This is a genomic window from Novosphingobium album (ex Hu et al. 2023), assembly GCF_022832385.1.
In the GTDB taxonomy this organism is placed as follows: domain Bacteria; phylum Pseudomonadota; class Alphaproteobacteria; order Sphingomonadales; family Sphingomonadaceae; genus Novosphingobium; species Novosphingobium album.
Genome location: NZ_JALHLE010000002.1, coordinates 63,979 through 90,732, shown reverse-complemented (window position 1 = coordinate 90,732; position 26,754 = coordinate 63,979). Strand labels below are relative to the sequence as shown.

Genomic DNA, 26,754 nt, shown 5'->3' with positions numbered 1-26,754 from the left:
GGGGCGATGATGGGAAAAGCGATGAGGCCTGCGGCTGCACCCGGTATCCTCAAAGGCGCGCTGTTCGCCGTGTCTTGCCTTGTCCTTTCAGGGTGCATCAGCCTTGGCGAAAAGGCGCCCGAGCAGCTGTTTCGCCTGACGCCGGAGGAGACCGCGCCGACGGGCGCGACGGCCAGTGGCAAGCTGAGCGACGCGATCGTCGTGATGGACCCGGAGACCGACCGCAGCCTCGACGTCCTGCGCATTCCGGTGCGGGTGGATGCCTCGCAGCTGGCGTATCTTCAGAACGCCGCCTGGATTGAAAAGCCCGCGCGTGAGTTCCGCTCGCTGCTGGCCGAAACAGTCCGCACCGAGACCGGCAGGCTGGTTGTCGAAGGTGGAGATTTCGAAGTAACGGGCGAGACTTTCTTGCGCGGGCGCCTGCTGGAGATGGGCTACGATGTGCCGCGTGGTGCGGTGGTCGTGCGGTTCGACGCCATTCGCAGCGGCGCGCCGGGCAGCGAGGTCGTCACCAAGCGGTTCGAGGCCGTGGTGACCGGCGTGGAGCCCAAGGCCAAATATGTCGGCCCGGCACTCAATCAGGCGGCCAACGACGTGGCGCGGCAAGTGGCGGACTGGATCAAGGGCGGTTGAGCTTGGTTTGGCTCGAGTAAGTATGTCGCCCAAAATGTACGGGTAAGGTGTTCGTCGGTTTTAGATGACATTTCATCGAAAAAATAAAAATGACCAAATGACCTGTCGAATTGAAATTGATTGAATTGGCCGAATTCTGAAGGATTTTTTGTTTTTGTAGTTGGCTGGTTGTTGCTTTAGCGCAACTATGACGTTTTTGTTGCGGTAGATTTTCAAAAAATTGTTTTCACGGGAATTTCTTCTCCTCTAAGCGGCGCCTCCCCGCTGCCGGATCCCGGTGCGGGCGATAAGTACAAGCAGGAGTTACCATGAAGAAGTTCGCCATTGCGGGCGCCGCTGCCGCGCTGCTCGCCATTCCCGCTGCCGCCAACGCCCAGGCGTTCGTGCAGGTCGAAACCGGCCTGGATTCGGTGTCGGTGGACGGTGAATCCGATGAAGGCGTGAACTACGGCATTTCGGCCGGCTACGACCTTCCGCTTTCGGGCGGCATGTTCGTCGGCATTCAGGGCACCGTTGCTGACAGCACGGTCAAGGAATGCGCCAGCGACGTCCTCACCGTAGGTGACCGTCTGTGCGTGAAGACCGGCCGCGATCTGGCGGCGGTCGTCCGTCTCGGCACCTCGGTCGGCGACAAGAGCAAGCTCTACGTTCTGGGCGGCTACACCAACGCCCGCATCCGCGCGACTTACACGGACGGCGTTGATTCCGCTTCGGACGGCGCCAACGGTGACGGTTTCCGTCTCGGCGCGGGCTACCAGTACGACCTGAGTGATCGCCTCTTCCTGAAGGCCGAATACCGTTACTCGAACTACGAGTCCGACATCAGCCGCCACAACGCGATCGTCGCGCTCGGCGCGAAGTTCTGATCTCAAGAAGGATGGGGGCGGGCTTCGGCCTGCTACCGTCGGGAAGCCCGTTCCGGTTCGTCCGGGGCGGGCTTTTCCGTATCAGGTGCCTTCGATCAACGCGATCACGCCATCCAGCCAGCGGCGCGGTTCCCGTGCGCGGCCAATGTCACAGACGAATTCTTGTCCGCGCTTGGCGGAATCGAGCAGTCCGCCGCGCCGCCAGCGGTCCGGCTTGTCGTGATAGGTCAGGCCCTGGCGTTTCAGCCAGGGCGGAACCGTCCAGAGGTTGAGCGGGCCGCCGGGCACGGTCAGGCGCAGGGCATCGGGGGCGCTGCGGGAGGTCTGGCCGGGGCCGAACCAGATCGTGTTGTTGGCGGGCCAGTCTCCCTCACGGTGGGGATGGTGCCGGGGTGGTTCCTGCCAGTGCGGCGATTTTTCGACAGTGCCGGGGCCGCCCATGGCCGTGACTTCCATATGACCAAAGATGCGGTGATGCCGCTCGCCGGTTTCGGGATCGGCGAAGAGGCCGAAGAACACGAAGTGGTCGCCGGGGCCGACGCCGTGTTTTGCCAGATGCCCCTGCGCCGCGCCGCACTGGCCGAACCAGCATAGTCTGTCAGCGAACATCGGATCGTCATGGCACAGGTCCGCACCGGTCAGCTTGCCGCGCGTGGTTTGGGCGACGAGTTCGCCAAGGCTGCGATCGGCAAAGGTCGTGCGCGAGCGGCCCTGCGTGGGGATCGGCAGCGAGACCGGAACGCCTCCGACAATGGGGGAGGGCGCGCCGCCCGCGGTGCTGTCGAAACCCTTGCGGCTGAAGACAAGCTTCATGTCGTGCGGGAGAGTTCCGCCACCCGCATCGCCAGAGTGAATGCCTCGAAGCGGGCCTTGCGCCGTTCGGTGGCTTCCCAATCCTCGCCCCAGAGTTCCACCTGCCAGTCGGCTTCCAGTTCGGCGGCCTTCCACAGCACGTCCGCATCGGCGCCGGGGCGCACGGCCTCGATGGCGATCGTCAGCGATGCGGCAAGGCTCGAGAGCATCTTGAGCGCGGCAAGGGCGAAGTCGCTCTCGGCTTCCAGTTCCTGCCGCAGCCGGGCGAGGGTTTCGGTGGGCTGGGGCTTGTGGACGATGCCCGAGATCCGGGCGAACTTCACGCCCAGCCGCGCTTCTGCGCCCGCTAGCAGCGGCTCCCAGACTTCGAGCTGGCGCTTGTAGAGCGCCTCGTCCGGATCGGCGCGGTAGCACAGGGTGTCGGTTTCGGCGTAGGGTAACAGATCGGAGATCACCTGCGCGCGGCTGGTGGCGACGGCGTCGATGGCGAAATCGGCCAGATCGCGAAAGTGAAAGCGGGCGGCGTCGATTTCCTCGCCCTGATCCTCCCATTCCGCCGCCAAAGCCTCGGCGAGGGCTTGCGTCGGCAGCACTTGTGCGCGGCCACCCGCCGTCTTGATGCTGCGCCCGTCGAGCAGCACGCGCCAGCCGTCAGCGGCCTGTTCGACCGTTACGCTCTTGTAGAAACGCTTCATTTCGGGCTGCGCCATTTCCGGATGAGGATCTGGGGGATCACGAACACGTCCACCAGTCCATTGGCGATAAGAATATAGCCCACCCAGTCAGGCAGGTTCGGCAGGACGCGGTCCGTGGCGAAGACGATGCCCAACGCCACGCAGGCGACGCCGATCAGGCGTGTCATCTGGATCGCGGCGAAGCGTCCGGCGGCGGGGTCTTTCTCGCTCATGCGCTTAGGTATTCCAGCAGTTCGGCAGGTGTCTCGACCACCTTCTCGGCACCGGCGGCTTCCAGTTCGTGCGGGTGATGATAGCCCCAGTCGACGCCTACCGCGCGGGTGCCCGCGCTGACCGCCATCTGCATGTCGTAGGCGGTGTCGCCGATCATCACGGCTTCCTCAGGCAGGGCGCCCGCTTCGAACAGCGCTTCCTCCAGCATCGCCGGGTGCGGCTTGGACGGATGGCGGTCGGCGGTCTGGAGCGAGACGAACAGGTCCGAAATGCCGTTGTTGGCAAGGCAATGTGTCAGGCCGCGGTCGGACATACCGGTAGCGACGGCAAGCGTCCAGCCCGCGCCGTGCAGGGTGCGCAGCAGGTCTTCGATGCCGGGGAACAGCGGCTGCTCCACGCGGCCTTCGGTGCGCGCGGTGCGGAAGGCGTCCTTGTAGGCATCGGCCATCGCATGCTGCTGCTCGCGTGTGCTGTCCGGCAGGAGCTGGCGGATTGCCTGCGGCAGCGAGAGCCCGACCGCGCGGCGGATTTGTCCGCGCGGCGGGGCAGGCAGGTTGAAGGCCGCGAAGGCGTTTTCCATCGCTTCGCAGATCGAGGCCTGCCCGTCGATGAGGGTGCCGTCGCAATCGAAGACCGCGAGTTTCACCGCTTACCCCGGGGGGATGACCCGCGTGGCGCGGAGCCGCCCGGCTTGCGCGCGCCGGGGCAGGTCGGGCGGCCGGACGGTTTGCCGCCGGGCTTTCCGGGGCCCTTCGAACCGGGCTTGCCTGCAGGCTTGCCGGAGCGAACGCGGCCTGAGGGGCTGTCGCTGCGCTTGCGGCGCTCGCCGCGGCGTTCCTTGCGGTATTCCTTGGCGTGGGCCTTGGCGGCGCGCTTCTCGTCGGCCTTGGTCGCCTCGGGCGGCGCGGGAGGCAGTTCGGCGCCATCCGCCTCGTCGAAACCGAGATTGGCCATCGAATTGGCGAAGTGCTCGGGCAGCGGCGCGGTCACGTCGAGCGGGGCGCCGTCCGGGTGCTCGATGATCAGGCGGCGGGCATGCAGGTGCATCTTGCGGCTGATCGTGCCCGAGAGGAACGCGTCCTGCCCGCCATACTTGCCGTCGCCGACGATGGGATGGCCGATCGCCGCCATGTGCACGCGCAGCTGGTGGGTGCGGCCGGTGAGGGGATGCAGTTCCACCCAGGCGGCGCGGTTCCCGGCGCGGTCGAGCACGCGGTAGCGGGTGCGCGCGGGCTGGCCGCCTTCCTCGTCGACATGCATCTTCTCGCCGCCGGTGCCGGGCTGCTTGGCGATCGGCAGTTCGATCATGCCATCGGAGATGCTGGGCACGCCCACCACTAGTGCCCAGTAGATCTTCTTGGCCGAGCGCCCGGAAAAGCGCTTGGAGAAGAAGGCGGCGCTGCCCGGCGTGCGGGCGATCAGGAGGACACCCGAAGTGTCCTTGTCGAGGCGGTGCACGAGGCGCGGACGCGGGCCGTCATTGGCGAAAGCATCCAGCAGGCCATCGACATGCTGCTTCATCCCCGAACCGCCCTGCGTGGCAAGTCCCGGTGGCTTGTTGAGCACGATGGCGGCGCGGTCCTGCGTCAGCACCATCGAATCGGCGAGTTCGATTTCCTCTTCGGTCAGCTCGCGCTTGGGACGGGCAGGCTTGCCGTCGGCCTTCACGTCACCGCCCGGCGGCACGCGCAGGACCTGCCCCGCTTCGAGCCGCGTATCGACATCGGCGCGCTTGCCGTCGACGCGGATCTGGCCGGTGCGCGCCCAGCGCGAGACCATCGCAAAGCCGACTTGCGGCAGGTGGCGCTTGAACCAGCGGTCGAGGCGTACCCCGTCGTCGTCATGGCCCACGGTGAACTGGCGGACGGCTTCGGTCATGCGGCGTGCCTCATGATCGCGAGGCCGAGGAACAGGCTCACGACGCCCGCGATCACCGAAATGCTGGTGTAGAACGCGGCAAGGCCGAGCTGTCCGCGTTCAGTCAGCGTCACGATGTCGAGGCTGAATGAGGAGAACGTCGTGAAGCCGCCGAGCAGACCGATGGCGAGGAACTGCCTCGTGCCTTCGCCATGACTGCCAAAGCGGGCGAGCCAGCCGATCAGCAGGCCCATGAACAGGCTGCCGAGCACGTTCACGGTGAGCGTGGCAAAGGGAAACTCGCTCGCGCGAATGGGGCCGATCATGGCGGTCCAGGCCCGGCCGACGAGAAAACGCAGCCATGCGCCGGTACCGCCGCCCAGCGCGACGAAGAGCGAGGCCGCTATAAAGGAAGGTTGAGGCATGGGGCCGCCTTAGCCGCGAATGCGCGGATTTCCAATCTCCGCCACGCGCAGGGGCTCTTTGTGTCCATAAATAGGGAAATTTGCCTAGAGCTGGTTGAGGTAGTCTTATCCATGACCGGCTACTCCCGCCGCAGGGATGCGACCCCACTCCAGTTATTGGAGACCGAAGTATGCAAGTCATGTCTTCGGCGGGCATGCAACGCCCGCCCATGAATCCCCGTACCGATATGGATAACAAGATCTCGGCAGCGCTTGAGGCCGGATCGATCAGCGAAACCGATGCCACGGCACTGGAAAGCGCGCTCGATTCGATTGACAGCGCGCTGGGGACGGGAAGCAGCGGAACGTCCTCGAGCAAGCTCGATCCGTCCGAAATGAAGGACCGTATCGATTCGCTGATTTCCGATCAGGTCGATGCCGGCACCCTTACCGAGGACCAGGCTGCCGAGCTGCAGAGCCTGTTCGCGCAGGGGCCCTCCGGTGCCGGCGGTACGCCACCGGAAATGGCTGCTTCGGAAGACGGCACGGAAATCGCCGGCATAGACGGTACCGAAGGTCTGGACGGGATGCAGGGCATGGGTGGTCCCGGCGGTCCGCGTGGACCGGGCGGCCCGCCGCCACCGCCGCCGCCGTCTTCCTCGGATGACAGCTCGGACAGTGCGTCGAGCGATGATTCGACGATGTCGGTGGATGACGTGCTTGCCTCTATGCAGGCCTTCATGGACAATCTGCGCGCGAGCCTGGCCAGCGGTTCGACGTATTCGGCGTCGAGCGCCACCACTACTGCGAGCAGCGGTCTTATCGTCGACCAGCTGGCGTGAAGGGCGGGGCCGTGGTACAAGCGTGCGGAAAGCTGCGTTTCCCCTGCGCTGCAAGTATTGGCGAGGGCAAGATCTGCGGCAAGATTGCTTGCCTTTTCGTCCGTCCGGTGCTAGCGGCCCCCAACTTCGAGCCGACCCCGGTGGGATTCGGCGTCATTTCGTATTCTATATGAGGGCCTTCCCCGCGTCGGCATGCGGGGCTCCGGTCTTCGATTTGTGAGGTGTTTCGGTTTATGCAGATCATGGTTCGCGACAACAACGTTGATCAGGCCCTTCGTGCGCTCAAGAAGAAGCTGCAGCGTGAGGGTGTGTACCGCGAAATGAAGCTGCGCCGTCACTACGAAAAGCCCTCGGAAAAGCGCGCCCGCGAAAAGGCCGCTGCTGTCCGCCGCGCCCGCAAGCTGGAGCGCAAGCGCATGGAGCGCGACGGCGTCAAGTAAGCGCTGTTTCCTGCGCATTTGCGCAGGGCACCTCAAAATCGCGGGTTCACGCTTGAACGCAAGGCCCGCTTGAGCCATGAGGGCGCGGAATTCCATCCGCGCCCTTTGTGTATCCGCACTTGTCCGGGGCGAACCCCAACGAGGTCTTTCCGACGATGACTGAGATCACCCGCGTCCCGCTGCAGCCGATCGCTAAGGGCTCGCTCACCAAGATCTGGCTTGGCGTGGCCGCTCTCGCGCTGGCCGCCGGCGGCGTTGCCTATGCCGCCATGCCGCCCGCCGTCCAGGTCGAGACGCTGACCGCCGGCAGCGGCGATTCGCCGACGATGGATGACGTGGTGCTGATCAACTACAAGGGAACGCTGCCCGACGGTAAGGTGTTCGATCAGGCCAAGCAGGTGCCGATGGCACTGGGCGAAGTCGTTCCCGGTTTCAGCAAGGCGCTGGTGAAGATGCAGCGCGGCGGCAAGTACAAGGTCGAGATTCCCTCGTCGCTGGCCTATGGCGACAAGGCCGTGGGCGATATTCCGGCGAACACTGACCTGACCTTCGAGATCGAACTGCTGGACTTCAAGAGCCGCGCCGAGATCGAGCAGCAGCAGCGCATCATGCAGCAGCTCCAGCAGATGCAGATGCAGGGCGCGCATGGCGAACAGGGCGCCGGGGCTCCGGCCCATCCCTGAGCGGCCGGGAGCTGACTGGCTCCCTGACTGCTTGATGAGGCCGGAAGCGGGTGCTAGCGCCCGCTTTCAGCCTGTTTTCATATTGGGGGCCGCCCGCCGGTCCCGCCATCATTGAGGAACCGCCATGTCGGTCGATACCGCAACCGTGGCCAAGATCGCCAGCCTCGCCCGGATCAAGGTATCCGAGGGAGAGCTTGAGGCGATGGTGCCTGAACTCAACGGCATTCTCGCCTGGGTCGAGCAACTGGGCGAAGTGGACGTCACCGGCATCGAGCCGATGACCGCCGTGATCCCCAACACCCTGCGCCTGCGCGACGACGTGATCGATGCCGATCCGCTCACCGGCGGCGGCAAGCGCGATGCCGTGCTGGCCAATGCCCCGGCAGCCGAACACGGCTTCTTCGGCGTGCCCAAGGTGATCGAGTGATCCTTCGACAAGCTCAGGATGAGCGGTCTTGGAAACGAAACAAAACTATCCCCGCTCATGCTGAGCTTGTCGAAGCAAGGGCGGCACACAACGGCTGGAAAACAGCATGACTGATCTTACCGAACTCGGCGTAGCAGCCATCCGCGACGGTGTTGCCAAGGGCGACTTCACCGCCGTCGAAGTGGCCGAAGCCTTCAATGCCAATGTCGCGGCGGCGCAGGACGCGCTGAACGCGTTCATCGTCGCCACTCCTGACGCGGCGATCGAGGCCGCCAAGGCCATCGACGCGAAGCGCGCTGCGGGCGAAGCGCTGGGCAAGATGGGCGGCGTGCCGATCGGCATGAAGGACCTGTTTGCCACGGTCGGCGTGCAGACCACCGCGGCCAGCCACATCCTCGAAGGCTTCAAGCCCGAGTACGAGAGCACCGTCAGCCAGAAGCTGTGGGATGCGGGCGCGGGCATGCTGGGCAAGCTCAACCTCGACCAGTTCGCGATGGGCTCCTCGAACGAGACCAGCTATTTCGGCAATGTGATCTCGCCCTGGCGCCGCAACGATGGCGGCAATGCGGCGTTGGCGCCGGGCGGCTCCTCTGGCGGCTCTTCCGCTGCCGTCTCCGCGCGGCTGTGCCCGGCGGCGACCGGCACCGACACCGGCGGCTCGATCCGCCAGCCTGCCGCCTTCACCGGCATTACCGGCATCAAGCCGACCTATGGCCGCTGCTCGCGCTGGGGCATCGTCGCCTTCGCCAGCTCGCTCGATCAGGCGGGGCCGATGGCGCGTGACGTGACCGACTGCGCGATCATGCTCGAGACCATGGCCGGGTTCGATCCCAAGGATTCGACCAGCCTCGACATGCCGGTGCCCGAGTGGACTGTGAACCTCTCGGCGGACATGAAGGGCAAGAAGGTCGGCATCCCGCGCGAATACCGCATGGACGGGATGGACGAGGACGTCGCCAAGAGCTGGGACGACGGTATCGCCTGGCTCAAGGACGCGGGCGCGGAGATCGTCGAGATTTCGCTGCCGCACACCAAGTACGCGCTGCCTGCCTATTACATCGTGGCCCCGGCCGAAGCGTCCTCGAACCTCGCGCGCTATGACGGTGTGCGCTATGGCCTGCGCGACCTGCCCGATGGCGCCAACCTGCAGGACATGTACGCCGCCACCCGCGCCGCCGGGTTCGGCGCGGAAGTGAAGCGCCGCATCCTGATCGGCACGTATGTGCTCTCGGCGGGCTTCTACGATGCGTATTACACGCAGGCGCAGAAGGTGCGCACGCTGATCAGCCACGACTTCAAGAACGCCTTCACCGAATGCGACGTGATCCTCGCGCCCACCGCGCCGAGCGCCGCTTTCGCACTGGGTGAGAACGTCGATGATCCGCTCAAGATGTACCTCAACGACGTCTTCGCCGTGCCCGCCTCGCTGGCGGGCCTGCCGGCGATGTCGGTCCCGGCCGGGCTCAACCGCGAGGGGCTGCCGCTGGGCCTGCAGATCATCGGCAAGCCCTTCGACGAACAAGGCGTGCTGAACGCGGGCCTCGCGATCGAACAGCGGGCCGGGTTTACGGCGAAGCCTGATAAGTGGTGGTGAGTGTCCTAGGCGAGATTGTCATGGGCTTCATTGAAGTTGTTGGCGATCTGGCAAGCGGGCCTCGTAGGCAAAAGATTACCGAAAAAGAATGGTCTCGGCACAAGAAGGGCCTCTGGCGCCAGATTGTCCGGTCAAATCGGCGGGAAGACGACAAATGAGCACATACCGCATCCAGGGAGCAACCGGTGACTGGGAGGTCGTGATCGGCCTCGAAGTCCACGCGCAGGTCACGTCGCAGTCCAAGCTGTTCTCCGGCTCGGCGACCGCGTTCGGCGCGGAGCCGAACTCGCAGGTCTCGCTGGTCGACGCGGCGATGCCGGGCATGCTGCCGGTCCCCAACCGCGAGTGCATCCGTCAGGCGGTGCGCACCGGCATGGCGATCAATGCGCAGATCAACAAGTGGAGCCGGTTCGACCGCAAGAACTACTTCTACGCCGACCTGCCGCAGGGCTACCAGATCAGCCAGCTCTACCACCCGCTGGTGGGCGAGGGGTCGATCGAGATCGTTCTCGACGAGAAGAACCCCGAGAATTCGACCAAGACCATCGGCATCGAGCGCATCCATGTCGAGCAGGACGCGGGCAAGCTGATGCACGACCAGCACCCGACGATGTCCTACGTTGATCTCAACCGCTCGGGCGTGGCGCTGATGGAAATCGTCAGTCGCCCGGACATGCGTTCGCCTGCGGAAGCAGGGGCTTACCTGACAAAGCTCAGGACGATCCTACGCTATGTCGGCTCGTGCGACGGCAACATGGATCAGGGCTCGATGCGCGCCGACGTCAACGTCTCGGTGCGCAAGCCGGGCGAGCCGTTCGGCACCCGCACCGAGACCAAGAACGTGAACTCGGTGCGCTTCGTGATGCAGGCGATCGAGCACGAGGCGAACCGTCAGGTCGACGTGCTCGAAGGCGGCGGCAAGATCGTGCAGGAAACCAGGCTGTTCGATCCGAACACGGGCTCCACGCGCTCGATGCGCAGCAAGGAAGACGCGCACGACTACCGCTACTTCCCGGATCCGGACCTGCTGCCGCTCGAACTCGATGACTCGTTCCTCGAGGATTGCCGCGCCTCGCTACCCGAGCTGCCGGACGCCAAGCGCCACCGCTACGAGAGCGATCTGGACCTGTCGCCTTACAACGCGGGCGTGCTGACCGCCGATGTCGACACCGCGCGCTGGTTCGAGCTGCTGCTGGCTGAAACCGCCAAGGCCGCGGGCAAGCAGCCCGCCGAAGTCGCCAAGCAGGCCTCCAACTGGCTGATCTCCGAACTGTTCGGTGCGCTCAACAAGTCGGGCACCAGCCTCGATGAGTCGCCGGTGACGCCGGAGAAGGGCGCGGAATTGCTCGCCCTGATCGCCAGGGGCACGATCTCCGGTTCTGCCGCCAAGCAGGTGCTCGAGATCATGCTGGAGACCGGCGACGATGCCGGCGCGATCGTCGAGCGCGAAGGCCTCAAGCAGGAATCGGACACCGGCGCGATCGAAGCCGAAGTCGACAAGGTCCTCGCCGCCAATGCCGACAAGGTCGAGCAGTACAAGGCAGGCAAGGAAGCCCTGTTCGGCTTCTTCGTTGGCCAGACGATGAAGGCCATGAAGGGCAAGGGCAACCCGCAGGTGGTGAACGAGATCCTGAAGGCCAAGCTGGCCTCCTGATCCGGCGCTTTCGGCATACGAAAAGGGCTTCGCAGGCAGATGCTTGCGAAGCCCTTTTCGTGTGTTCTGGAAAGCAGCCTTAGCCCTGCCGTGTTCCCGTCAGATCCATCGTGCCGAACATGCCGGCCTTGACCTTGCCGGTCAGCGCGTCGCCCTCGACGGTGGCGGTGCAGTCGAGGTCCATCGGCATCGGCATGGTCATCTTCATCTGCCAGGTCAGCGTGTTGCCGCTGATCGTGCCGTTCTTGATGTCCATCGAGCCGAGGTCTCCGGCGATGTTCCCGGTGAAGGTATCGCCTTCACCCGGCACGATCGTCAGCACGCCCTTTTGCGGGCCCATCGGGGTCTTTGTGATGCAGTCGTAGCTTCCGGCGACAGTCATGCGGTTTACTCCTCTTCCGGGCCCGAAGGGGCTTCGCGTACTTCTACCGGCAGATCGAGGCCCTGCAATTGCGGTTCGACAACCTTTCGATCTCCGACGACGACGAACGTGAGACCATCAGGCTGCAGGTACTGCGCTGCCGCCTTGCCGATGGCGTCCGCACCGATAGCGCGGTACTTGCCCGCAAGCTGTTCGTAGTAGTCCTCCGGACGGTGGAGGCGCGCGTTCTTGCGGATCGCGTAGAGCACGGCGGCGTTCGTTTCGAACTGGTTGGGCATCGCACGGATCGAGCCTTCGGTGACGCGCTGCAGTTCCTCGTCGCTGACCGGCTGCTTTGCCGGAAAGGCCCTCATGTCGGCAATCACGGCCCTGATCGTGTCGCCGGTGCGGTCAGCCTGCACCGGGGCGGAGATTTCCAGCATGCTGGGGCCGGCGGGCTGCGCCACACCGGTGCTGACGCCGTAGGACCAGCCCTTGTCCTCGCGAATGTCGAGGTTGAGGCGCGAGAGGAAATCGCCACCTAGCACGTCGTTGGCTAGGGCCAGAGGCTCTTCGCCCGGCGTGCGGCCCGTGATTGGCAGCACGCGCCCGGCCATGATCACGGACTGCGGCGAGTTCGGGCGGTCGATCAGGATGATCCGGCCCTTCTTCGCTGCCGGGAGCGGGGCATCGAGCGGCTTGACCGGTGCCGGGGCCCCGGGCGCTTTCCAGCCACCGAAGGCCTGTTCGAGCAACGGCCTGAGCTGTGCCATCGTCACATCGCCGACCACGGCGATACGGGCGAGATCGGGACGCAGCCACTCGTCATGCGCGGCGCGCATTTCCGCCGGGGTGAGGGCCGCGAGCGATTCCGCGTTGCCAAGGCCATCGGCCGGCTGAGCATAGGGATGTCGCCCATAGAGTTCTGCATTGAGCGTGCGCGAGGCAAGGTCCCTGGGCGAAGAGAATGCCTGCGCGAGCGCGGCCTGTGCCTGCGCCTTCACGCGTGCGAAGTCGCTGTCCTTGAACGCCGGGTGCAGGATCAGGTCGGCCGTGAGCGCCAGCGATGGAGCGAGGTTGTCCGTCAGCGCGCTCAGAGTCACGGTGCTGGCATCGACCGAACCGTCGATATTGATGTCCGCGCCAAGGCGTTCCTGCTCCTCGGCGATCTGCGTGGCATCGCGGGTTGCGGTGCCCTGATCAAGCATCGAGAGCATCAGCCCCTGCGTGCCCGGCGTATCCAGCGCGTCGGCTGCATAGCCGGCGTCAAAGTCAATCGCCATCACCAGCTTGGGCACGGCAGTGCGCCGCGCAAGGGTTACCGGAATGCCGTTCGACAGCGTCGCATGCTCGATGGCCGGGAATGTCAGTGCGGCGACAGGCTGCACGTCCGGCGCGGTCCGGGCGGGGCCCGCGGGCAGCGCAGGCACCTTTGCGTGCGGATCGGCGGGGGGCGCGGCGTGATCGGCTTCGTCGCCCCAGCCGCCCATCTGGTCGCCGCTTTCGGTGCGCGCGCCGGGCACCACGTTCAGGGCATAGACCGGGCGCGAGAGCCACTTGTTCAGCGCTGCCTTGACCGAGGCCGGGGTAAGGGCGGCCATGGCGGCAAGGTCTGTCTTGTAGTGCGCCGGATCGTTCGAATAGACCTGCCCTTCGGCCAGCGTCGCACCCTTGCCGGAGAAACCGCCGACGCGCTCCAGACCGCCGATCTCGCCGGAGAGCAGCGAAGTGACGGCGCGGCGCACTTCATCTTCGGTCGGGCCGTCGCGCAGGTAGTCGGCGAGTACCTTGTCGAAAGCCATTTCGGCCGTGGCGCGCTCGACGCCTGGCTTCACGTCCATCGACATCGTCAGGAAGCTCAGCTGCTGGAAGATCTGGTCGTAGGCGGTCACCGAGACGGCCACTTCCCGTCCGCGCACCAGCTCGTTGTCGAGCCGCGAGCTGGCAAGGCCGCCGAGGATATGCATACCGACCTTCAGCGCGGGTGTTTCGGCATCGTTCAGGCCCGGCGCGGTCCAGTTGCGGGTAAGGCGCAGGACCGGGACCTGATCGGTGATGTCACGCGAGACGGGGGCGGGCAGAGTGACGGGCCCTGCTGCAACCGGCGCGATGTCCGGTCCGCGCGGGATATCGCCGAACCACTTTGCCACCTTGGGCCGCGCGGTGGCCGCATCGATGTCGCCCGACAGAACCAGCACGACGTTGTTGGGGCCGTAGTGGTCAGTGAACCATGTGCGCACATCGGTGAGCGTCGCCGCGTCGAGATCGGCCATTGAGCCGATGGTGGAATGGCGGTAGGGATGGCCGACCGGCAGCAGCCCATCGGCCTGATAGTAGTCGTAGAGGCCGTAGGGCTGGTTGTCGCCCTGACGCTTCTCGTTCTGGACGACGCCGCGCTGCTTATCGAGCTTGTCCTGACTCACCGCTGGTAGCAGGTGGCCCATGCGGTCGCTTTCCATGAACAGCGCCAGATCGAGCGCGCCGGTGGGAACGGTCTCGACATAGTTGGTGCGGTCGTACCAGGTGGAGCCGTTGGTCGGCGTCGATCCGGCCGCTTCGAGGGGAACGTCGAAATTGGGCACATTGGCCGAGCCGCCGAAGAACAGGTGCTCGTAGAGATGCGCAAAACCGGTATGGCCACGCGGTTCGTTCTTGGATCCGACCTTGTAGTAGATCGTGACCGCCACAACCGGCGCCTTGCGGTCGGTGTGGACGATGGTCGTCAGCCCGTTGGGCAGGACGAACTTTTCGTAGGGAATATCGACCTTGGAAACCAGTTCCTGCGGAGAGACCGGAGCGGGCTGGGTCCGTTCTGCAACCGGCGCGGCGCGCAGCGGCGCCAGCGGTGCGGCAAGGCTGGTTGAAAGGAGAAGGGCGGCAGCGAGAGCGGCAGTGCTCGACAGGGGGGATTTGCGCATAAGTGATTGTCTAGCAAAGACGCAGGCCGCCGCAAGCGGGGTGCGAAGAGGCTGCTGGACCTCTTCGCACAAATTGCCGGGCTAATGGTGCAGGCGCAGTGTGACGCCGACCACGCGGGGCTCGCCCGGATTGGCGAGGATTAGGCCGCTGTTGCCGGTCTGCGCCGTCACATTCTCCAGATAGTTGCGATCGAACAGGTTGCGCGCGAACAGGGCCACTTCCCATGCGCCGGTGCGGTAGCCGATGCTGGCGTTCACCAGCGCATAGCCGGGCATGATCAGATAGGCCGAGTCAGAGCCGTCGCCGTACTGCCTGCTCTTCGCGCTGACGTCGGCGCGCAAGTAGAGGTCTCCCGAGACCGGGCCGACCGGGACCGGCAGCGCATATTCGCCGCCCACCGAGCCGGACCATTTCGATGTGCCCGGCAGCGGCTTTCCGCTTAGGTCGCAGACGGTGCTGCTGCCGCCGACCATTTCGATCGGGCAGGGGGCCTTGGGGTAGGAGACGTACTTGGCGTCGGTATAGGCGCCCGCGAAGCGCAGCGAGAAGCGCATTCCGATGCGCAAGGCGCCGTCCAGTTCCACGCCCTGCACGCGTACCTTGGGAATGTTCGAAAGGTATGTGCGTAGGGCAGCCGGGGCGACGGTGTCGACGGTATTGGCCTGAAAGTCCGTGACGTCGGTGTGGTAGGCATCGACATTGACTGTCAGCGCGCCGCCGAATGCCCTGGCCTTGATGCCGGCTTCCCAGGAGGAATGGGTTTCCGGCCCGACGACCGCCTTGCTCAGCACCGGGTTGCCTGCGGTGTCCACCGGTAGACCGGCCATGTTGATGCCGCCGGACTTCTGCCCCTGGGCATAGCCGGCGTAGACCATGATCCCATCGGTCAGGTCGTAAGCCAGGTTGACCCGCCCAGATGCGCTGCCGTCGCCGACGTGCCCGGTGTAGGATTGGGCGCGCAGGATCGAGTTCTTGGCGGCGATGAGCGCGGCGTCGGTGGTTTCGAGGCCGCCGGAGGTCGTCGCATTGTAGCTGCCGTCCTTGTCCTCGTAAGTATAGCGGATACCCCCGGTAACAGCGAGGCGGGGCAGCGGGCGCCAGGTCACTTCGCCGAAGATCGCGTAGCTTTTTGCCGTGAACTTCGTGTGGTTGGTGAGCCCGTAGCCGTCGAGCAGATTGTCCGGGTAGGTCGAGCCCAGCAGCCAGTAGGCGGCCAGCGGGCCATAGACGGTGTTCTGGTTGGCCGTGATCGTCTGATCGAGGAAATAGAGGCCCGCGACATATTCCAGCTTGCCGTGCCCGTTCGAGGCGAGGCGCAGTTCCTGACTGTACTGGTCATGGCGAGAGGGGATGCGCTGGATCGTCTGGATCGAAAGGCCGGTGTAGTCGCGATCGTTGTTGACGTCCCATTTCCAGAACCGCCAGGCGGAAACCGATGTCAGCGTCACGGCGCCAAGGTCCAGTTCGGCCGTGCCGGAGAGGCCGCCCTCGCTGGTATCAACGTTGAGAGCGCTGTCGATGTCGGTCTCGCGGTCGTAGACATTTGTGCTGGGCACTTCGTAGTTCTGGCCCGCAGCCAGTGCGGCATACTGGCGCGATGCGGAGCGCAGCGTCGGCACCACTTTCCAGTATACCGGAACGCAGCAGTCGCCCTTGACGTTGGACCAGTCGCCGATGAGGCGGAAGCTGAAATTGCTGGCGGGCTTGAACAGCAACTGGGCGCGGAAGGCCTTGTTGTCGATGTCGTTCTGCTTCTTGCCGTAACGGACATTGGTGACGAGCCCGTCGCGCCGGTTGATGAGGCCGGACAAGCGGAAGGCGAGCGTGTCGTCCACGAGCGGGCCGGTAACGGCGGCGCTGGCGCGGACCATGTCGTAGGAACCCAGCGAGAGTTCGCCATCGGCCCCCCAGTCGAACTGCGGCTTCCTGGTGGTGATGTTGATGGCGCCAGCGGTGGTGTTCTTGCCGAACAGGGTGCCTTGCGGGCCGCGCAGCGCTTCGATCTGTTCGACGTCGGAAAAGTCGAACGACGCCGTGGCCGGCCGCGCGTGATAGACCTGGTCGACATAGAAGCCGACGCCCGGCTCCAGCCCGTCGTTGCCAGCGCTGATCGCGGCGACGCCCGCGCCGAGCCCGCGGATCTTGAAGGTGGTATTGCGCGGATTGGGCGAACTGTAGGCGAGCGTCGGCACGAGTTCGGTCAGGGACCTGGTGTTGACCGTGTATGTGCGGGTGATCGTGTCGGCACTGACCACGGACATCGCGACCGGGACTTTCTGCGAATCCTCGGTGCGCCGCCGGACCGTGACCAGTATGGGACTGCCGCCGCTGTCCGTTGGGGACGCGGCATCGGCGGTGTCGGCGAGAAGGGCCTCCGCATCCCGCGCCTTGGCGGGCCGCGCGCCCGAGACCCCGGCCAGTGCCGTACCCAACGCCAGTATGGAGAAGGCCTGCTGGAATAAGGCCCGCCGGTGCCGGCCATTGCTACCCGATGTGCAGCCCCCCTCAGGGCGCACGAAATCCTCCACGAAATCGCGGAAAACCATAGAAAATCCTCCTGTTGTGCCAGTTCTCGGGACGCTCCCTGCCGCCCCTTGGTTCATCCCTTATCTATATCTCTATGTATATAGTTTTGTTCGAAGTTTGAAAACGGTCTTTGTGCGACGCATCAAAGTCATTGCGTTGCAGCAGGATCCTGGCGGCCACGACGGGCCGTTCGGCTCGCGCCGTCACCGTGCTCTTTCTATATTTTCATAGATATAGTATGGGGTTGCCGTCTGCTGCGCGCGTCAGCACATGAGGTGGCCCATGATTGTCAGCATGTTCCCGGTCGGCGTGGTTGAGGCCGAATCCAGCAAGGCGGCTCAGGAATTGTTCCGCGATTTCACGCGTCGCTGGCAGGCACGGGTGCGAATCGGCGGCGTGATCGAATCGTCCCGTCCCGACCGGGGAGAGCGGGGCGGTGCGGGGGAGTTGCACTTCATAGGCACCGGCGCGGTGTTCCGGCTCTATCATCCCGACCTGTGTCAGGACGGGGTGTGCAACGTCGATCCGCAAGGGGCGGCGCTCGCCAGTCATACGGTAGAGGGCGAGATCGCGTCAGGCTGTGATCTCGTGATCCTGAACAAGTTCGGCAAGCTGGAAGCGGCGCGAGCGGGCCTGTTGTCGGCGTTCATGGCTGCCATCGGCGCGGGCGTGCCGGTGCTGACGTATGTTTCGCCCGGCTGCCGCGCCGAATGGGCCCGTTTCGCCGATCCGCTGTTCTGCGTGTTGGAAGACCGCGCCGAGGCGATCGACGCGTGGTGGCATTCGTACCACGCGCAGCGGGTCAGCCCCGCTTGAAGATCTGGCCGCTGTCGAAGCGGGTGATGCGCCATTCGCCGTCGGCATCGCGGCGGCACTCCATCTTCACGTCGGCGACCGCCAGCGGGTCGCAGTACTTGTCGAAATCGGTGAGCGCGGCGAAGAACACCAGCAGGTAGCCGACCTTGGCGTGATCGGCATCGTCGAAGGATACGCGCAGGCTGGTGATGATGTGGCGCATGGTCATCAGCCCGGCGCCTGCCTGCATGGCTTCGGCGCGGCCCTTGTAGAAGGCTTCGACGCCCGCCAGTCCGTCTCGCCATTCACCGCCCACGAAATACTGCACGTCCTCAGACAGGCAGTCCGCCTTGCGCATCGACAGGCCGTTGTTGATGTCGAGTTCGTCGCCCCATTCGTAGATGACCTGCTTGATCGCCAGGACGTCCGCTGCCTGCTGGGGGGTGAATTTCGCCACGTCTCGATACCTCTCGCCTGTTGCTGCACGTTCTATCCGGCAAGGCTAGGCGATGGCCGTGCGCGCGCCAAGAAGCCAGTGAACAGCGCTGTCGATTTAACGCTGACGCGACGGAGCGCGCGACAGTAGCCGCGCGAAATTGCGTGCGATTCCGTTTCTCGAAGCGCAGACAAAGGTTAGCGGCAAAGGTTCACTCTCGTTTTACACATTGAAATGGAACCGGACGAATGGACCGATACCTCAATGAATACAGGCTGCTATCGGTGTGTCCGGCTGGTCGGCCAAATTTTGTATACCTAATAGGGCAGGAATTACTCGACGTTGAAAATCAATGGGTTAATCTGAATTTCCAGGCGTTCGAAAAAGCTGGTTTCAGTGAGGAGGGCACATGAAAAAGAAACTCGTCGCAACCTTGGCATGTACGACTGCTGCGCTTCTGATGGCAGGACCCGCATTGGCGAAAACGGGAGATGTGATCCCGAATTCCTACATTTGCGTGTTCAACAAGAAGGCGGTCAATCGCGGGGCCGTGCAATCCGAAGCCAATCGCGCTGCCAATGCCGCCGGTGGGCAGGTCGGCCACGTGTACAAGTACACGATCCACGGGTTTTCCACGCACATGAGTGCGCAGGCCGTCACGCAGATGAAGGCCCGCAATCCGTCGATTTCCTATTGCGAGCCAGACCGGGTGATCGAACTTTCGCCGATCCAGGCGACAAAGGGCAAGCCGGGTAGCGGAGGCGGCGGAAGCACCGGCCAGACGACGCCATGGGGCGTGACGCGCGTCAAGGGTGGCGTTTCCGGCGTCGGCAAACGGGCATGGATCATCGACACGGGCATTGATGCCACGCACCCCGATCTCACGGTGAATACATCGCTGGGCAATGGCTTCGTCACGCGCGAAGCGGGCCTGACTGATGACCTCAATGGCCACGGCACGCATGTGGCGGGCACGATCGGTGCGAAGGACAATTCGATCGGCGTGATCGGCGTTGCCGCCGGGGCGACGGTCATCCCCGTTCGCGTACTCGACCGGCGCGGCAGCGGGTCCTACGCGGGCGTGATCGCCGGTGTCGACTGGGTTGGGCAGAACGGCCAGGCAGGCGATGTAGCGAACATGAGCCTTGGTGGCCCCGTCGATAGTGCGCTCGATTCTGCCGTACTGGCCGCGTCATCGGTGGTGAAGTTCGCGATTGCTGCGGGCAACAGCGGGGATGATGCCAGCAACTATTCGCCCGCCCATGCCGGCGCCGATCCGGCGGCGACAAATATCTATGTCGTCTCCGCTTTCCAGCAAACCGACACCTGGGTGTACTTTTCGAACTACGGGTCCATCGTCGATTATTCCGAGCCGGGGGTGAACATCGAGTCGACCTGGAAGGGGGACGGCTACAACACCATCAGCGGGACTTCGATGGCGACGCCGCATCTGGCGGGCTTGCTGCTTCTGGGGGCAGTGAACGCCCCGAAGGACGTCATTGGCGATCCGGATGGCAATCCCGATCCCATCGGCGAACACTGAACCATCTGAAAACGTGGTGAAAGGGCGGTCCGGCAACGGGCTGCCCTTTTTCGTGTGCGCATGGTTGCGCACTGTCAAAGACCGCCCACATTAGGCGCGCATTATAATTGGGTAGAGGCTCTTGTGTTGCAAATATGCAACACTATATATCCGGGATCAGGAGGCATCTCACACCATGAATCTCGAAAAGTTCACCGATCGTGCCAAGGGTTTCCTTCAGGCCGCGCAGACCGTTGCGATCCGTCTGAACCACCAGCGCATCAGCCCCGAGCACGTGCTTAAGGCGCTGCTCGACGACAGTGAGGGTATGGCCGCCGGGCTGATCCAGCGGGCGGGCGGCAATGCGGCATTCACCACGCAGGAGCTCGACAAGGCGCTGGCCAAGGTGCCGGCCGTTTCGGGCAGCGGCGCGCAGGCCTCGCCAGGTCTCGACAACGATGCCGTGCGTGTACTCGATTCCGCGGAGCAGCTGGCCACCAAGTCGGGTGACAGCTTCGTCACCGTCGAGCGGTTGCTGCTGGCACTGGTGCTCGCCGGCACGACGCCCGCCGGTCAGGCGCTCAAGGCCGGCAACGTCACTGCGCAGGCACTCGAAGCCGCGATCACCGAACTGCGCGGCGGTCGTACCGCCGACAGCGCGGGGGCGGAGAACGCCTACGACGCAATGAAGAAGTACGCCCGCGACCTGACCCAGGCCGCGAAGGACGGCAAGCTCGATCCCGTGATCGGCCGCGACGAGGAAATCCGCCGCACCGTGCAGATCCTCGCGCGCCGCACCAAGAACAACCCCGTCCTCATCGGCGATCCCGGTGTCGGCAAGACCGCCATCGCCGAGGGCCTCGCTCTGCGCATCGCGAATGGCGACGTCCCCGACAGCCTCAAGGACCGCAAGCTGATGGCGCTCGACATGGGCGCGCTGATTGCGGGCGCCAAGTATCGCGGCGAGTTCGAGGAGCGCCTCAAGGCCGTGCTAGACGAAGTGAAGGGTGCCGAAGGCGACATCATCCTGTTCATCGACGAGATGCACACGCTGATCGGCGCGGGCGCCTCCGAAGGTTCGATGGATGCGGGCAACCTGCTGAAGCCCGCCCTCGCGCGCGGCGAACTGCACTGCATCGGCGCGACCACGCTCGACGAGTACCAGAAGTACGTCGAGAAGGACGCCGCGCTGCAGCGCCGCTTCCAACCCGTCTTCGTGGGCGAGCCCACGGTCGAGGATACCATCTCGATCCTGCGCGGCCTCAAGGAAAAGTACGAGCTGCACCACGGCGTGCGCATCACTGACGGCGCGATCGTGGCGGCGGCGACGCTTTCCAACCGCTACATCACCAACCGCTTCCTGCCCGACAAGGCGATCGACCTGATGGACGAGGCCGCGAGCCGCATTCGCATGGAAGTGGAAAGCAAGCCGGAGGAGATCGAGAAGCTCGACCGTCGTATCGTTCAGCTCAAGATCGAGGAAATGGCGCTGGCCAAGGAGACCGACGAGGCTAGCGCCGACCGACTCCAGAACCTGCGCGAGGAACTCGCCAATCTCGAGCAACAGTCGAGCGAGCTGACCACCCGCTGGCAGAACGAGCGCGACAAGATTGCGGCCGAAGGCAAGATCAAGGAGCAACTCGATGCGGCGCGCATCGAACTGGAGCAGGCGCAGCGTGGCGGTGACTATGCCAAGGCGGGCGAGCTGTCCTACAGCACCATCCCGGCGCTGGAGAAGCAGCTTGCCGAGGCGCAGGCTCAGGCCGAGAACGCCCTGTTGCGCGAGGAAGTGACCGAGGACGACATCGCCGGTGTCGTCAGCAAGTGGACCGGTGTGCCGGTCGACAAGATGCTGCAAGGCGAGCGCGAGAAGCTCCTGAAGATGGAGGAGGTTATCGGCGCCCGCGTGATCGGGCAGAAGGATGCCGTCTCGGCCGTGTCCAAGGCCGTGCGGCGCGCCCGCGCGGGCCTGCAGGACCCGAACCGCCCGCTCGGCTCGTTCCTGTTCCTCGGCCCCACGGGTGTCGGCAAGACCGAACTGACCAAGGCGCTCGCCGGCTTCCTGTTCGATGATGACACCGCGATGGTGCGCATCGACATGAGCGAGTTCATGGAGAAGCACGCGGTCTCCCGCCTGATCGGCGCCCCTCCGGGCTATGTCGGTTACGACGAGGGTGGCGTGCTGACCGAGGCGGTGCGGCGCCGGCCTTATCAGGTCGTGCTGTTCGACGAAGTCGAGAAGGCGCACCCGGACGTGTTCAACGTGCTGTTGCAGGTACTCGACGATGGCCGTTTGACCGACGGTCAGGGCCGGGTGGTGGATTTCACCAACACCCTGATCATCCTGACCAGCAACCTTGGCAGCCAGTTCCTGTCGAGCCTTGAGGAAGGGCAGGACGTCGATAGCGTCGAGCCGCAGGTGATGGATGTCGTCAAGGCGCATTTCCGCCCCGAGTTCCTCAACCGCCTCGATGAGATCGTGCTGTTCCACCGCCTCGGTCAGGAACACATGGGGCCGATCGTCGATATCCAGGTGGACCGGGTGCAGAAGCTGCTCAAGGACCGCAAGATCGTGCTCGATCTCACCGATGCGGCCAAGCGCTGGCTCGGCCGGGTGGGTTACGATCCGGTCTACGGCGCAAGGCCGCTCAAGCGTGCGGTCCAGCGCTACCTGCAGGATCCGTTGGCCGAAAAGCTGCTGGCGGGCGAGATCCCCGACGGCTCGACCGTGCGGATCGAGGAAGGCGACGGCGCGCTGGCGATCGGGGTGGTTTGACGGGTGTCGCGTGACGAAGCAGGCAGGCCAGATCCTGCGATGGTGGCCTGCAGTTAAAAAGAAGGGCGGAACATCCAGTGATGTTCCGCCCTTCTTTTTTGTCGCACGCAAGACGCGCGCGTTACGGCTTGATCAGAACTTTACGGTCGCGTTCATGCGGAAGTACCGGCCCATGAGAGCGTCGTAGTACTTGCTGGCACTGTACGAGGTGTAGGGCGAGGGAATGCCCAGGTTGAACACGTTGTTGACGATCAGGCGCAGGTCGAAGTTTTCGTTCGCCTTGATGCCGATCGAGGTGTTGACCATCCAGTAGGCTGACATGTTCGGATACTCGTACGCGCTGTCTGCCGCGTTGGGGTCGATCTTCGACGGGCCGTAGTAGATGACCTGCCAGTTCCAGTCGAAGTCCTTCGTCTGCCAGTCGATGTTGCCGGTCACTGCATCCTTGGGATCGGTATAGCTGTCCAGAACCAGTTGCTGGTCCGACGTGCCGACCCGGTAGTAGTGCTTGAAGGTGTGCAGCCAGTTCGCCGAAAGGTTCAGCATGCCGGCGCCATCCGGCAGTCCCAGCTTGTTCAGCGGAAGCGCGTAGGACAGCGTGCTCTGCAACGCGCGAAACTTCTCGATCGCGATGTTGAAGTAGTCATCCGTGAAGTCCACGATCTGGCCGGTGGCGTCGCGGGTGAATGTGTCGCATGCGAAAAAGTTCGGGTAATCGGCGGAATCATAGCACGCCGCGAGCAATGCCTCGACGCCGGGTGACGTGATCTCGTTCGAGACGTCGATGCTGACATAGTCGCTCGTGATCCGGAGTCCCGGAAGGACGGTGGGCGTCAGGACAGCGCCGACGGTCCAGCTCCTGGCGTACTCGTTCTCAAGGTCGCGGTTGCCGCCACCCGTACCCAATTGCGAATATTCCGAGATGTAAGACAGTCCATTGGGGTTGTCGGCAGTGACAAACTTGCCCGGCAGACCTTCCGCGGCACAATTTGCTGCGCGTACGGATGGGTTGGGGCCGTCGTTGATGAAACGCGCGTCGCAGGGATCGTTAGCCAATTCGTAAACCGACCCGGAGGGTGCAAAGAGTTCCGTCACTGACGGCGCGCGGAACGAATGCGTGTAGTTGCCGCGGATGGCGATGTCCTTGATCGGCGCGTACGACCCGCCGAAGGTGTAGGACCAGTTGCCGCCGGTCAGGCTGTTCTTCGTGTAGCGGCCCGCGCCATTCAGATCGAGCCGATAGATCGCCGGGAGGTGCATGTCCGAGGAGACCACCGGCACGTTCATCTCGCCGAAGATTTCGTCGGTGTGATAGGCGCCCGAAACCGGGTCGATCGGAACCGAGTTGCCATAGCCGGCGTAGCTGCCGTCTGCCTGCAATTCGCCGGTGTAGAAGAGGCCCGGATCGAAGCTCTGGCTCTCGCGGCGGTGCTCGTAGCCGAGCGCGGCCTGGACCTTGCCGGCCGGCAGGGTGAGGAGATCGCCCTTCACATCGGCGACGATGTCGAGCTGGGTGTTGACCTGCCTGGTGCGGGACAGCGCGGTGACATAGTCGAGCGATGCCTGGCTGGCGTTGCCGTAACCAAAGATATTCAGCGGTGCACAGGTGCTGCTGATCGTCGCGATCGTGGCGCTGGTGTAGCCCGGATTGCAGATGATGTTGCCGCTGCCGTCGGTTACGGCATCAAGCGCATTGAAGAAATTCTGCGTGACCAGTTCGCGCGACTTCGTGTGCGAGGTGATGTGACCGTAGTTGACGGTCGCATCCCAGGTGAAGTCGTGATCGCCGACCGAGAAGTCGCCATCGAGTCCGCCGACCACGCGCCAGAGCGTCGTGGTCGTCTTGAAGGCGCCGGTAGAAAGATCGGTGTTGGCACGCGCCATGTAGAACGTGTCGGTCGGCAGACCGTAGGCGGCGAGCTGGCTCTGCAGAGTCGCCTGATCAGCCGCGCTCAGGAACGGGTTGCTGGTCGACAGGATCAGGTTGCCGTTCGCGCTGCCGGCAGGGCCAAAGAAATAGGTGGAGTAGTAAGGCTGGTCGGCCAGGTTGGATGCCTGGTTGCGGCCAAGCCAGAACTCGCCGTGGAAGCGCAGGTGATCCGAGAACTCGTAGTTGGCCAGAGCGGTGCCCTGGATGCGCTGGCTCTGCGTCAGCAGATTGGAGTAGTCGTTGATCGCGAAGCCGTCGCCGCCTGCCTCCGTAATGCCGTTGGCGAGCGGGGTTCCGTTCTGGAACGAGGTGAGCTGGCCGGCCTTGTTGAAGTAAAGGGCATTGCCGTTCGCATCGGTGAAGCCGGCGTAGACGCCACCGCCATAGAGCGCGACCGAGTCGACCACCGCCGGGAGGCCCGTGTTGGTGAATATCGAGTAGTGAAGGCCGCCGTCGAAACGGGCATAGGTGTACTGGCCCGAGGGATCGGTGCCGAAGAAGGTCTTGTCGCCGTTTGTCGCCTTGCGGGCGGCAGTGGTCAGGCCGTTCTGGTGATCGTAATAGACGTTCACCGTGATGTTGCCGCGGCCGCCGTCGAAATTCTGGCCGATGAGCAGCGAGGCGTTGTAGTCCCGGGCATCCCCGTGTTCGGAAATGCCGGAAGAACCGGTGAGCGAGATGCCCTGGTAGTCCTTCTTGAGGATCACGTTGACGGTACCGGCGATGGCGTCCGAACCGTAGATTGGCGCGCCGCCGACCGAGACGACGTCGATGCGGTCGACAAGGTCAGGCGCGATCTGCGCGAGGTCTACCGGCGAGCCCTGAACGGCGCCGAAGATCGAGGAGGTGCCAGCACTGACGAAGCGGTTGCCGTTGATCAGCGTCAGCGTGCGCTGCGCACCGAGATTGTAGAGGTTGACGAAGGTCTGGCCAGCACCGAACGTGCCTTGCGAGCCGGTTACCGAGTTGCCCGGGACGCCGAAGCTCGGGAGCGCGGTGAGCGCCTGCCCGACGTTGGTGTAGCCCTGCTGGGTGATCGCCTGACCGGTGAGAACGGAGACCGGTTGAGCCCTGACATCTTCCGTGCCCAGTCGCGATCCGGTGACGATGATAGTGTCGGTCGCATCGGCGGTTTCGTCCGCAGCGGGAAGCGCTGCGCTGTCCTGCGCATTTGCGGTGCCGGCAACGCTTACCACCAGAGTGGCAGCGGAAAGACACGTTGCGCCACGCAGGGCAGTCCTCATGAGTGCTGATTTCACGTCCTGTATTCCCTGTTACCCTGGGCATTCCCATTGCCTGCCGGTGCAGGATAGGGGCTGACCATCCTTGGGGCTCATCTGCGTCTTGTGTGCAGGACGCGTTGCTGCCCGTGTTTGAAGTCTATCTCGATCGAACCGGCATTCGCCTGTTCGAACAGGTCAGACAAAATCGGTGGCGGTTGTAACCTGTTGGCCACGGGCCTCGTCTTGCGGATTGATCCTGCTCGTACTGCACGTTTGTTATTCCAAGTGCGTGGTCGCCATCGCCAAGTGTGAATCCGGCATCAAAGGCTCGTCGGCGTTGCCCTTACACCACGGCGATTGAAGAAAGTGTTACCGGCCGTTAGCCTTGAATGGTAACTCTAGCGCGGTCTGACAGCGGTCCGCCCCCGCTTTCCGCCATGGCCGGGCCTCGGCTGGAATGACTTTTGGGGAAGCGGTCCCTTTTCGGGTAACGCCGTTTTCGGGCTTTGTCAGTTGATGCGGCGCATCTTGACCGCGCGCTGGCCCTTCACCGACACGAAGTAGGTGCCCAGCACGCCGCGGGTGATCTTCACGGGATTGCCTGGCTTGGGTGAGAGAACGAAGTCGCGCGTATCGTTCTGTTCCCATGTGCTGCCGTCTTCGAGTTCCAGGCGCCAGCCGTTGCTCGTGTGGCGAGCCCCGGTCACAGTGCTCTCGATTTCCTTGATCTCTTCGGCCTCGTCGTCGTCGCCACCGAAACCCATGAGCTTGCCGATTGGCGCGGTGAAGCCGAACAGGCCGCGCCGGGCGGCCTTGACCGCGTTCTTGTCGGAGATGACGATCTCGCGCCTGCGCGTCGCTTCCTCGAATGCGGCGGTCTGCCGATCGTAGCAGGCGAGGCGTTCCGAGGCGTCAGATATGGCCCGGCAAGCCATCAGTTGAAGGTAGGGTTCTGCCGGCGGTGCGTCTTGCTCACCAGCTCTCGCCCGGGCCGGCTGTGTGGCCATGATCACCGCAACCAGTGCTGCCAGATAACTGCGGCTCAAGGCGCGCCTCCCCGTATCGTCATGGTGGCCGGGGTGTAGCAATCGGCCCGGCTCTGCGGCAAGCGCGTCGTTCAGCGGGGCAGGGGAAAGTTGTCGATT

23 protein-coding genes are annotated in these 26,754 nt (G+C 64.2%); 11 read left to right on the top strand and 12 right to left on the bottom strand.

The window, feature by feature from the left end; genetic code table 11:
- Window positions 1-21 precede the first annotated feature (21 nt).
- Entirely contained in the window at window positions 22-633 is a 612-nt protein-coding gene (locus MTR64_RS01640; RefSeq protein ID WP_243990089.1) for an ABC-type transport auxiliary lipoprotein family protein, read from the top strand.
- A gap of 308 nt (window positions 634-941) precedes the next feature.
- Window positions 942-1,499 carry an outer membrane protein gene (locus MTR64_RS01635; protein ID WP_243990088.1) on the top strand — a complete coding sequence of 186 codons (558 nt, stop codon included), beginning with the start codon at window positions 942-944 and terminating at the stop codon, window positions 1,497-1,499.
- Between the two features lie 81 nt (window positions 1,500-1,580).
- Here MTR64_RS01635 and MTR64_RS01630 read toward each other — a convergent pair whose 3' ends face one another.
- From MTR64_RS01630 to crcB, 6 genes are read right to left on the bottom strand one after another with little or no spacing between them, the layout of a single operon-like run.
- Entirely contained in the window at window positions 1,581-2,312 is a 732-nt protein-coding gene (locus MTR64_RS01630) for a hypothetical protein (RefSeq protein WP_243990087.1), read from the bottom strand.
- Complete coding sequence (locus tag MTR64_RS01625) at window positions 2,309-3,007, bottom strand: ATP12 family chaperone protein (RefSeq protein ID WP_243990260.1); 699 nt, start codon at window positions 3,005-3,007, stop codon at window positions 2,309-2,311. The genes MTR64_RS01630 and MTR64_RS01625 overlap by 4 nt, the downstream gene beginning before the upstream one ends.
- Window positions 3,004-3,219 (bottom strand): hypothetical protein, encoded by a 216-nt coding sequence (locus MTR64_RS01620; RefSeq protein ID WP_243990086.1) that lies wholly within the window; start codon window positions 3,217-3,219, stop codon window positions 3,004-3,006. The genes MTR64_RS01625 and MTR64_RS01620 overlap by 4 nt, the downstream gene beginning before the upstream one ends.
- The gene (locus MTR64_RS01615; protein WP_243990085.1) at window positions 3,216-3,866 is read right to left on the bottom strand and encodes an HAD-IA family hydrolase; all 651 of its coding nucleotides are present in this window, start codon (window positions 3,864-3,866) and stop codon (window positions 3,216-3,218) included. Before MTR64_RS01615 ends, MTR64_RS01620 begins: the two co-directional genes overlap by 4 nt.
- Window positions 3,863-5,098, bottom strand: a complete 1,236-nt coding sequence (locus MTR64_RS01610; RefSeq protein WP_243990084.1) for an RluA family pseudouridine synthase — start codon at window positions 5,096-5,098, stop codon at window positions 3,863-3,865. Before MTR64_RS01610 ends, MTR64_RS01615 begins: the two co-directional genes overlap by 4 nt.
- Window positions 5,095-5,502: a fluoride efflux transporter CrcB gene (gene crcB / locus MTR64_RS01605; RefSeq protein WP_243990082.1), complete on the bottom strand. Its 408-nt coding sequence runs from the start codon at window positions 5,500-5,502 to the stop codon at window positions 5,095-5,097. The genes MTR64_RS01610 and crcB overlap by 4 nt, the downstream gene beginning before the upstream one ends.
- Before the next feature lie 209 nt (window positions 5,503-5,711).
- Here crcB and MTR64_RS01600 point away from each other — a divergent pair, with 209 nt between their 5' ends.
- The 6 genes from MTR64_RS01600 to gatB all read left to right on the top strand — a co-directional run bounded on the left by MTR64_RS01600 (window position 5,712) and on the right by gatB (window position 11,121).
- Window positions 5,712-6,323, top strand: coding sequence for a hypothetical protein (locus MTR64_RS01600; RefSeq protein ID WP_243990080.1), 612 nt, complete (start codon window positions 5,712-5,714; stop codon window positions 6,321-6,323).
- A gap of 233 nt (window positions 6,324-6,556) precedes the next feature.
- Complete coding sequence (gene rpsU / locus MTR64_RS01595; protein WP_007011585.1) at window positions 6,557-6,763, top strand: 30S ribosomal protein S21; 207 nt, start codon at window positions 6,557-6,559, stop codon at window positions 6,761-6,763.
- Between the two features lie 155 nt (window positions 6,764-6,918).
- Window positions 6,919-7,446, top strand: coding sequence for an FKBP-type peptidyl-prolyl cis-trans isomerase (locus MTR64_RS01590; protein ID WP_243990079.1), 528 nt, complete (start codon window positions 6,919-6,921; stop codon window positions 7,444-7,446).
- 124 nt (window positions 7,447-7,570) lie between these two features.
- Window positions 7,571-7,873, top strand: a complete 303-nt coding sequence (gatC, locus tag MTR64_RS01585) for an Asp-tRNA(Asn)/Glu-tRNA(Gln) amidotransferase subunit GatC (protein ID WP_188817805.1) — start codon at window positions 7,571-7,573, stop codon at window positions 7,871-7,873.
- Window positions 7,874-7,979: 106 nt separating this feature from the next.
- The gene (gatA, locus tag MTR64_RS01580) at window positions 7,980-9,467 is read left to right on the top strand and encodes an Asp-tRNA(Asn)/Glu-tRNA(Gln) amidotransferase subunit GatA (RefSeq protein ID WP_243990077.1); all 1,488 of its coding nucleotides are present in this window, start codon (window positions 7,980-7,982) and stop codon (window positions 9,465-9,467) included.
- Between the two features lie 154 nt (window positions 9,468-9,621).
- On the top strand, window positions 9,622-11,121 hold the full coding sequence (gatB, locus tag MTR64_RS01575; protein WP_243990076.1) for an Asp-tRNA(Asn)/Glu-tRNA(Gln) amidotransferase subunit GatB: 1,500 nt from the start codon (window positions 9,622-9,624) through the stop codon (window positions 11,119-11,121).
- Window positions 11,122-11,200: 79 nt separating this feature from the next.
- Here the strand turns inward: gatB and MTR64_RS01570 are convergent, their stop codons facing one another.
- From MTR64_RS01570 to MTR64_RS01560, 3 genes are all read right to left on the bottom strand, one after another.
- Window positions 11,201-11,503, bottom strand: coding sequence for a hypothetical protein (locus tag MTR64_RS01570; protein WP_243990074.1), 303 nt, complete (start codon window positions 11,501-11,503; stop codon window positions 11,201-11,203).
- Between the two features lie 5 nt (window positions 11,504-11,508).
- Window positions 11,509-14,400: a M16 family metallopeptidase gene (locus tag MTR64_RS01565; RefSeq protein WP_243990072.1), complete on the bottom strand. Its 2,892-nt coding sequence runs from the start codon at window positions 14,398-14,400 to the stop codon at window positions 11,509-11,511.
- A gap of 81 nt (window positions 14,401-14,481) precedes the next feature.
- The gene (locus tag MTR64_RS01560; protein ID WP_243990070.1) at window positions 14,482-16,947 is read right to left on the bottom strand and encodes a TonB-dependent receptor; all 2,466 of its coding nucleotides are present in this window, start codon (window positions 16,945-16,947) and stop codon (window positions 14,482-14,484) included.
- Window positions 16,948-17,209: 262 nt separating this feature from the next.
- Here MTR64_RS01560 and MTR64_RS01555 point away from each other — a divergent pair, with 262 nt between their 5' ends.
- A complete protein-coding gene (locus tag MTR64_RS01555) occupies window positions 17,210-17,743 on the top strand; it encodes a DUF2478 domain-containing protein (protein WP_243990068.1) in 534 nt (177 codons plus the stop codon).
- Here the strand turns inward: MTR64_RS01555 and MTR64_RS01550 are convergent.
- Window positions 17,730-18,179 carry a nuclear transport factor 2 family protein gene (locus MTR64_RS01550; protein ID WP_243990065.1) on the bottom strand — a complete coding sequence of 150 codons (450 nt, stop codon included), beginning with the start codon at window positions 18,177-18,179 and terminating at the stop codon, window positions 17,730-17,732. The genes MTR64_RS01555 and MTR64_RS01550 overlap by 14 nt on opposite strands.
- 388 nt (window positions 18,180-18,567) lie before the next feature.
- Between MTR64_RS01550 and MTR64_RS01545 the strand changes: the two genes are divergently transcribed.
- Both MTR64_RS01545 and clpB read left to right on the top strand, forming a co-directional pair.
- Complete coding sequence (locus MTR64_RS01545; RefSeq protein ID WP_243990063.1) at window positions 18,568-19,701, top strand: S8 family serine peptidase; 1,134 nt, start codon at window positions 18,568-18,570, stop codon at window positions 19,699-19,701.
- A gap of 175 nt (window positions 19,702-19,876) precedes the next feature.
- Complete coding sequence (gene clpB / locus MTR64_RS01540) at window positions 19,877-22,456, top strand: ATP-dependent chaperone ClpB (protein ID WP_243990062.1); 2,580 nt, start codon at window positions 19,877-19,879, stop codon at window positions 22,454-22,456.
- 132 nt (window positions 22,457-22,588) lie between these two features.
- Here the strand turns inward: clpB and MTR64_RS01535 are convergent, their stop codons facing one another.
- Together MTR64_RS01535 and MTR64_RS01530 are read right to left on the bottom strand one after the other, a co-directional pair.
- Window positions 22,589-25,645, bottom strand: coding sequence for a TonB-dependent receptor domain-containing protein (locus tag MTR64_RS01535; protein ID WP_243990060.1), 3,057 nt, complete (start codon window positions 25,643-25,645; stop codon window positions 22,589-22,591).
- A gap of 473 nt (window positions 25,646-26,118) precedes the next feature.
- The gene (locus tag MTR64_RS01530; RefSeq protein WP_243990058.1) at window positions 26,119-26,655 is read right to left on the bottom strand and encodes a hypothetical protein; all 537 of its coding nucleotides are present in this window, start codon (window positions 26,653-26,655) and stop codon (window positions 26,119-26,121) included.
- Between the last annotated feature and the right edge of the window lie 99 nt (window positions 26,656-26,754).

Bases quoted from the DNA above. Each gene is read 5' to 3' on its own strand.
- MTR64_RS01640 (WP_243990089.1), top strand. From the start codon at position 22: ATGAGGCCTGCGGCTGCACCCGGTATCCTCAAAGGCGCGCTGTTCGCC.
- MTR64_RS01635 (WP_243990088.1), top strand. From the start codon at position 942: ATGAAGAAGTTCGCCATTGCGGGCGCCGCTGCCGCGCTGCTCGCCATT.
- MTR64_RS01630 (WP_243990087.1), bottom strand. From the start codon at position 2,312: ATGAAGCTTGTCTTCAGCCGCAAGGGTTTCGACAGCACCGCGGGCGGC.
- MTR64_RS01625 (WP_243990260.1), bottom strand. From the start codon at position 3,007: ATGAAGCGTTTCTACAAGAGCGTAACGGTCGAACAGGCCGCTGACGGC.
- MTR64_RS01620 (WP_243990086.1), bottom strand. From the start codon at position 3,219: ATGAGCGAGAAAGACCCCGCCGCCGGACGCTTCGCCGCGATCCAGATG.
- MTR64_RS01610 (WP_243990084.1), bottom strand. From the start codon at position 5,098: ATGACCGAAGCCGTCCGCCAGTTCACCGTGGGCCATGACGACGACGGG.
- crcB (WP_243990082.1), bottom strand. From the start codon at position 5,502: ATGCCTCAACCTTCCTTTATAGCGGCCTCGCTCTTCGTCGCGCTGGGC.
- MTR64_RS01600 (WP_243990080.1), top strand. From the start codon at position 5,712: ATGAATCCCCGTACCGATATGGATAACAAGATCTCGGCAGCGCTTGAG.
- rpsU (WP_007011585.1), top strand. From the start codon at position 6,557: ATGCAGATCATGGTTCGCGACAACAACGTTGATCAGGCCCTTCGTGCG.
- MTR64_RS01590 (WP_243990079.1), top strand. From the start codon at position 6,919: ATGACTGAGATCACCCGCGTCCCGCTGCAGCCGATCGCTAAGGGCTCG.
- gatC (WP_188817805.1), top strand. From the start codon at position 7,571: ATGTCGGTCGATACCGCAACCGTGGCCAAGATCGCCAGCCTCGCCCGG.
- gatA (WP_243990077.1), top strand. From the start codon at position 7,980: ATGACTGATCTTACCGAACTCGGCGTAGCAGCCATCCGCGACGGTGTT.
- gatB (WP_243990076.1), top strand. From the start codon at position 9,622: ATGAGCACATACCGCATCCAGGGAGCAACCGGTGACTGGGAGGTCGTG.
- MTR64_RS01570 (WP_243990074.1), bottom strand. From the start codon at position 11,503: ATGACTGTCGCCGGAAGCTACGACTGCATCACAAAGACCCCGATGGGC.
- MTR64_RS01565 (WP_243990072.1), bottom strand. From the start codon at position 14,400: ATGCGCAAATCCCCCCTGTCGAGCACTGCCGCTCTCGCTGCCGCCCTT.
- MTR64_RS01560 (WP_243990070.1), bottom strand. From the start codon at position 16,947: ATGGTTTTCCGCGATTTCGTGGAGGATTTCGTGCGCCCTGAGGGGGGC.
- MTR64_RS01555 (WP_243990068.1), top strand. From the start codon at position 17,210: ATGATTGTCAGCATGTTCCCGGTCGGCGTGGTTGAGGCCGAATCCAGC.
- MTR64_RS01545 (WP_243990063.1), top strand. From the start codon at position 18,568: ATGAAAAAGAAACTCGTCGCAACCTTGGCATGTACGACTGCTGCGCTT.
- clpB (WP_243990062.1), top strand. From the start codon at position 19,877: ATGAATCTCGAAAAGTTCACCGATCGTGCCAAGGGTTTCCTTCAGGCC.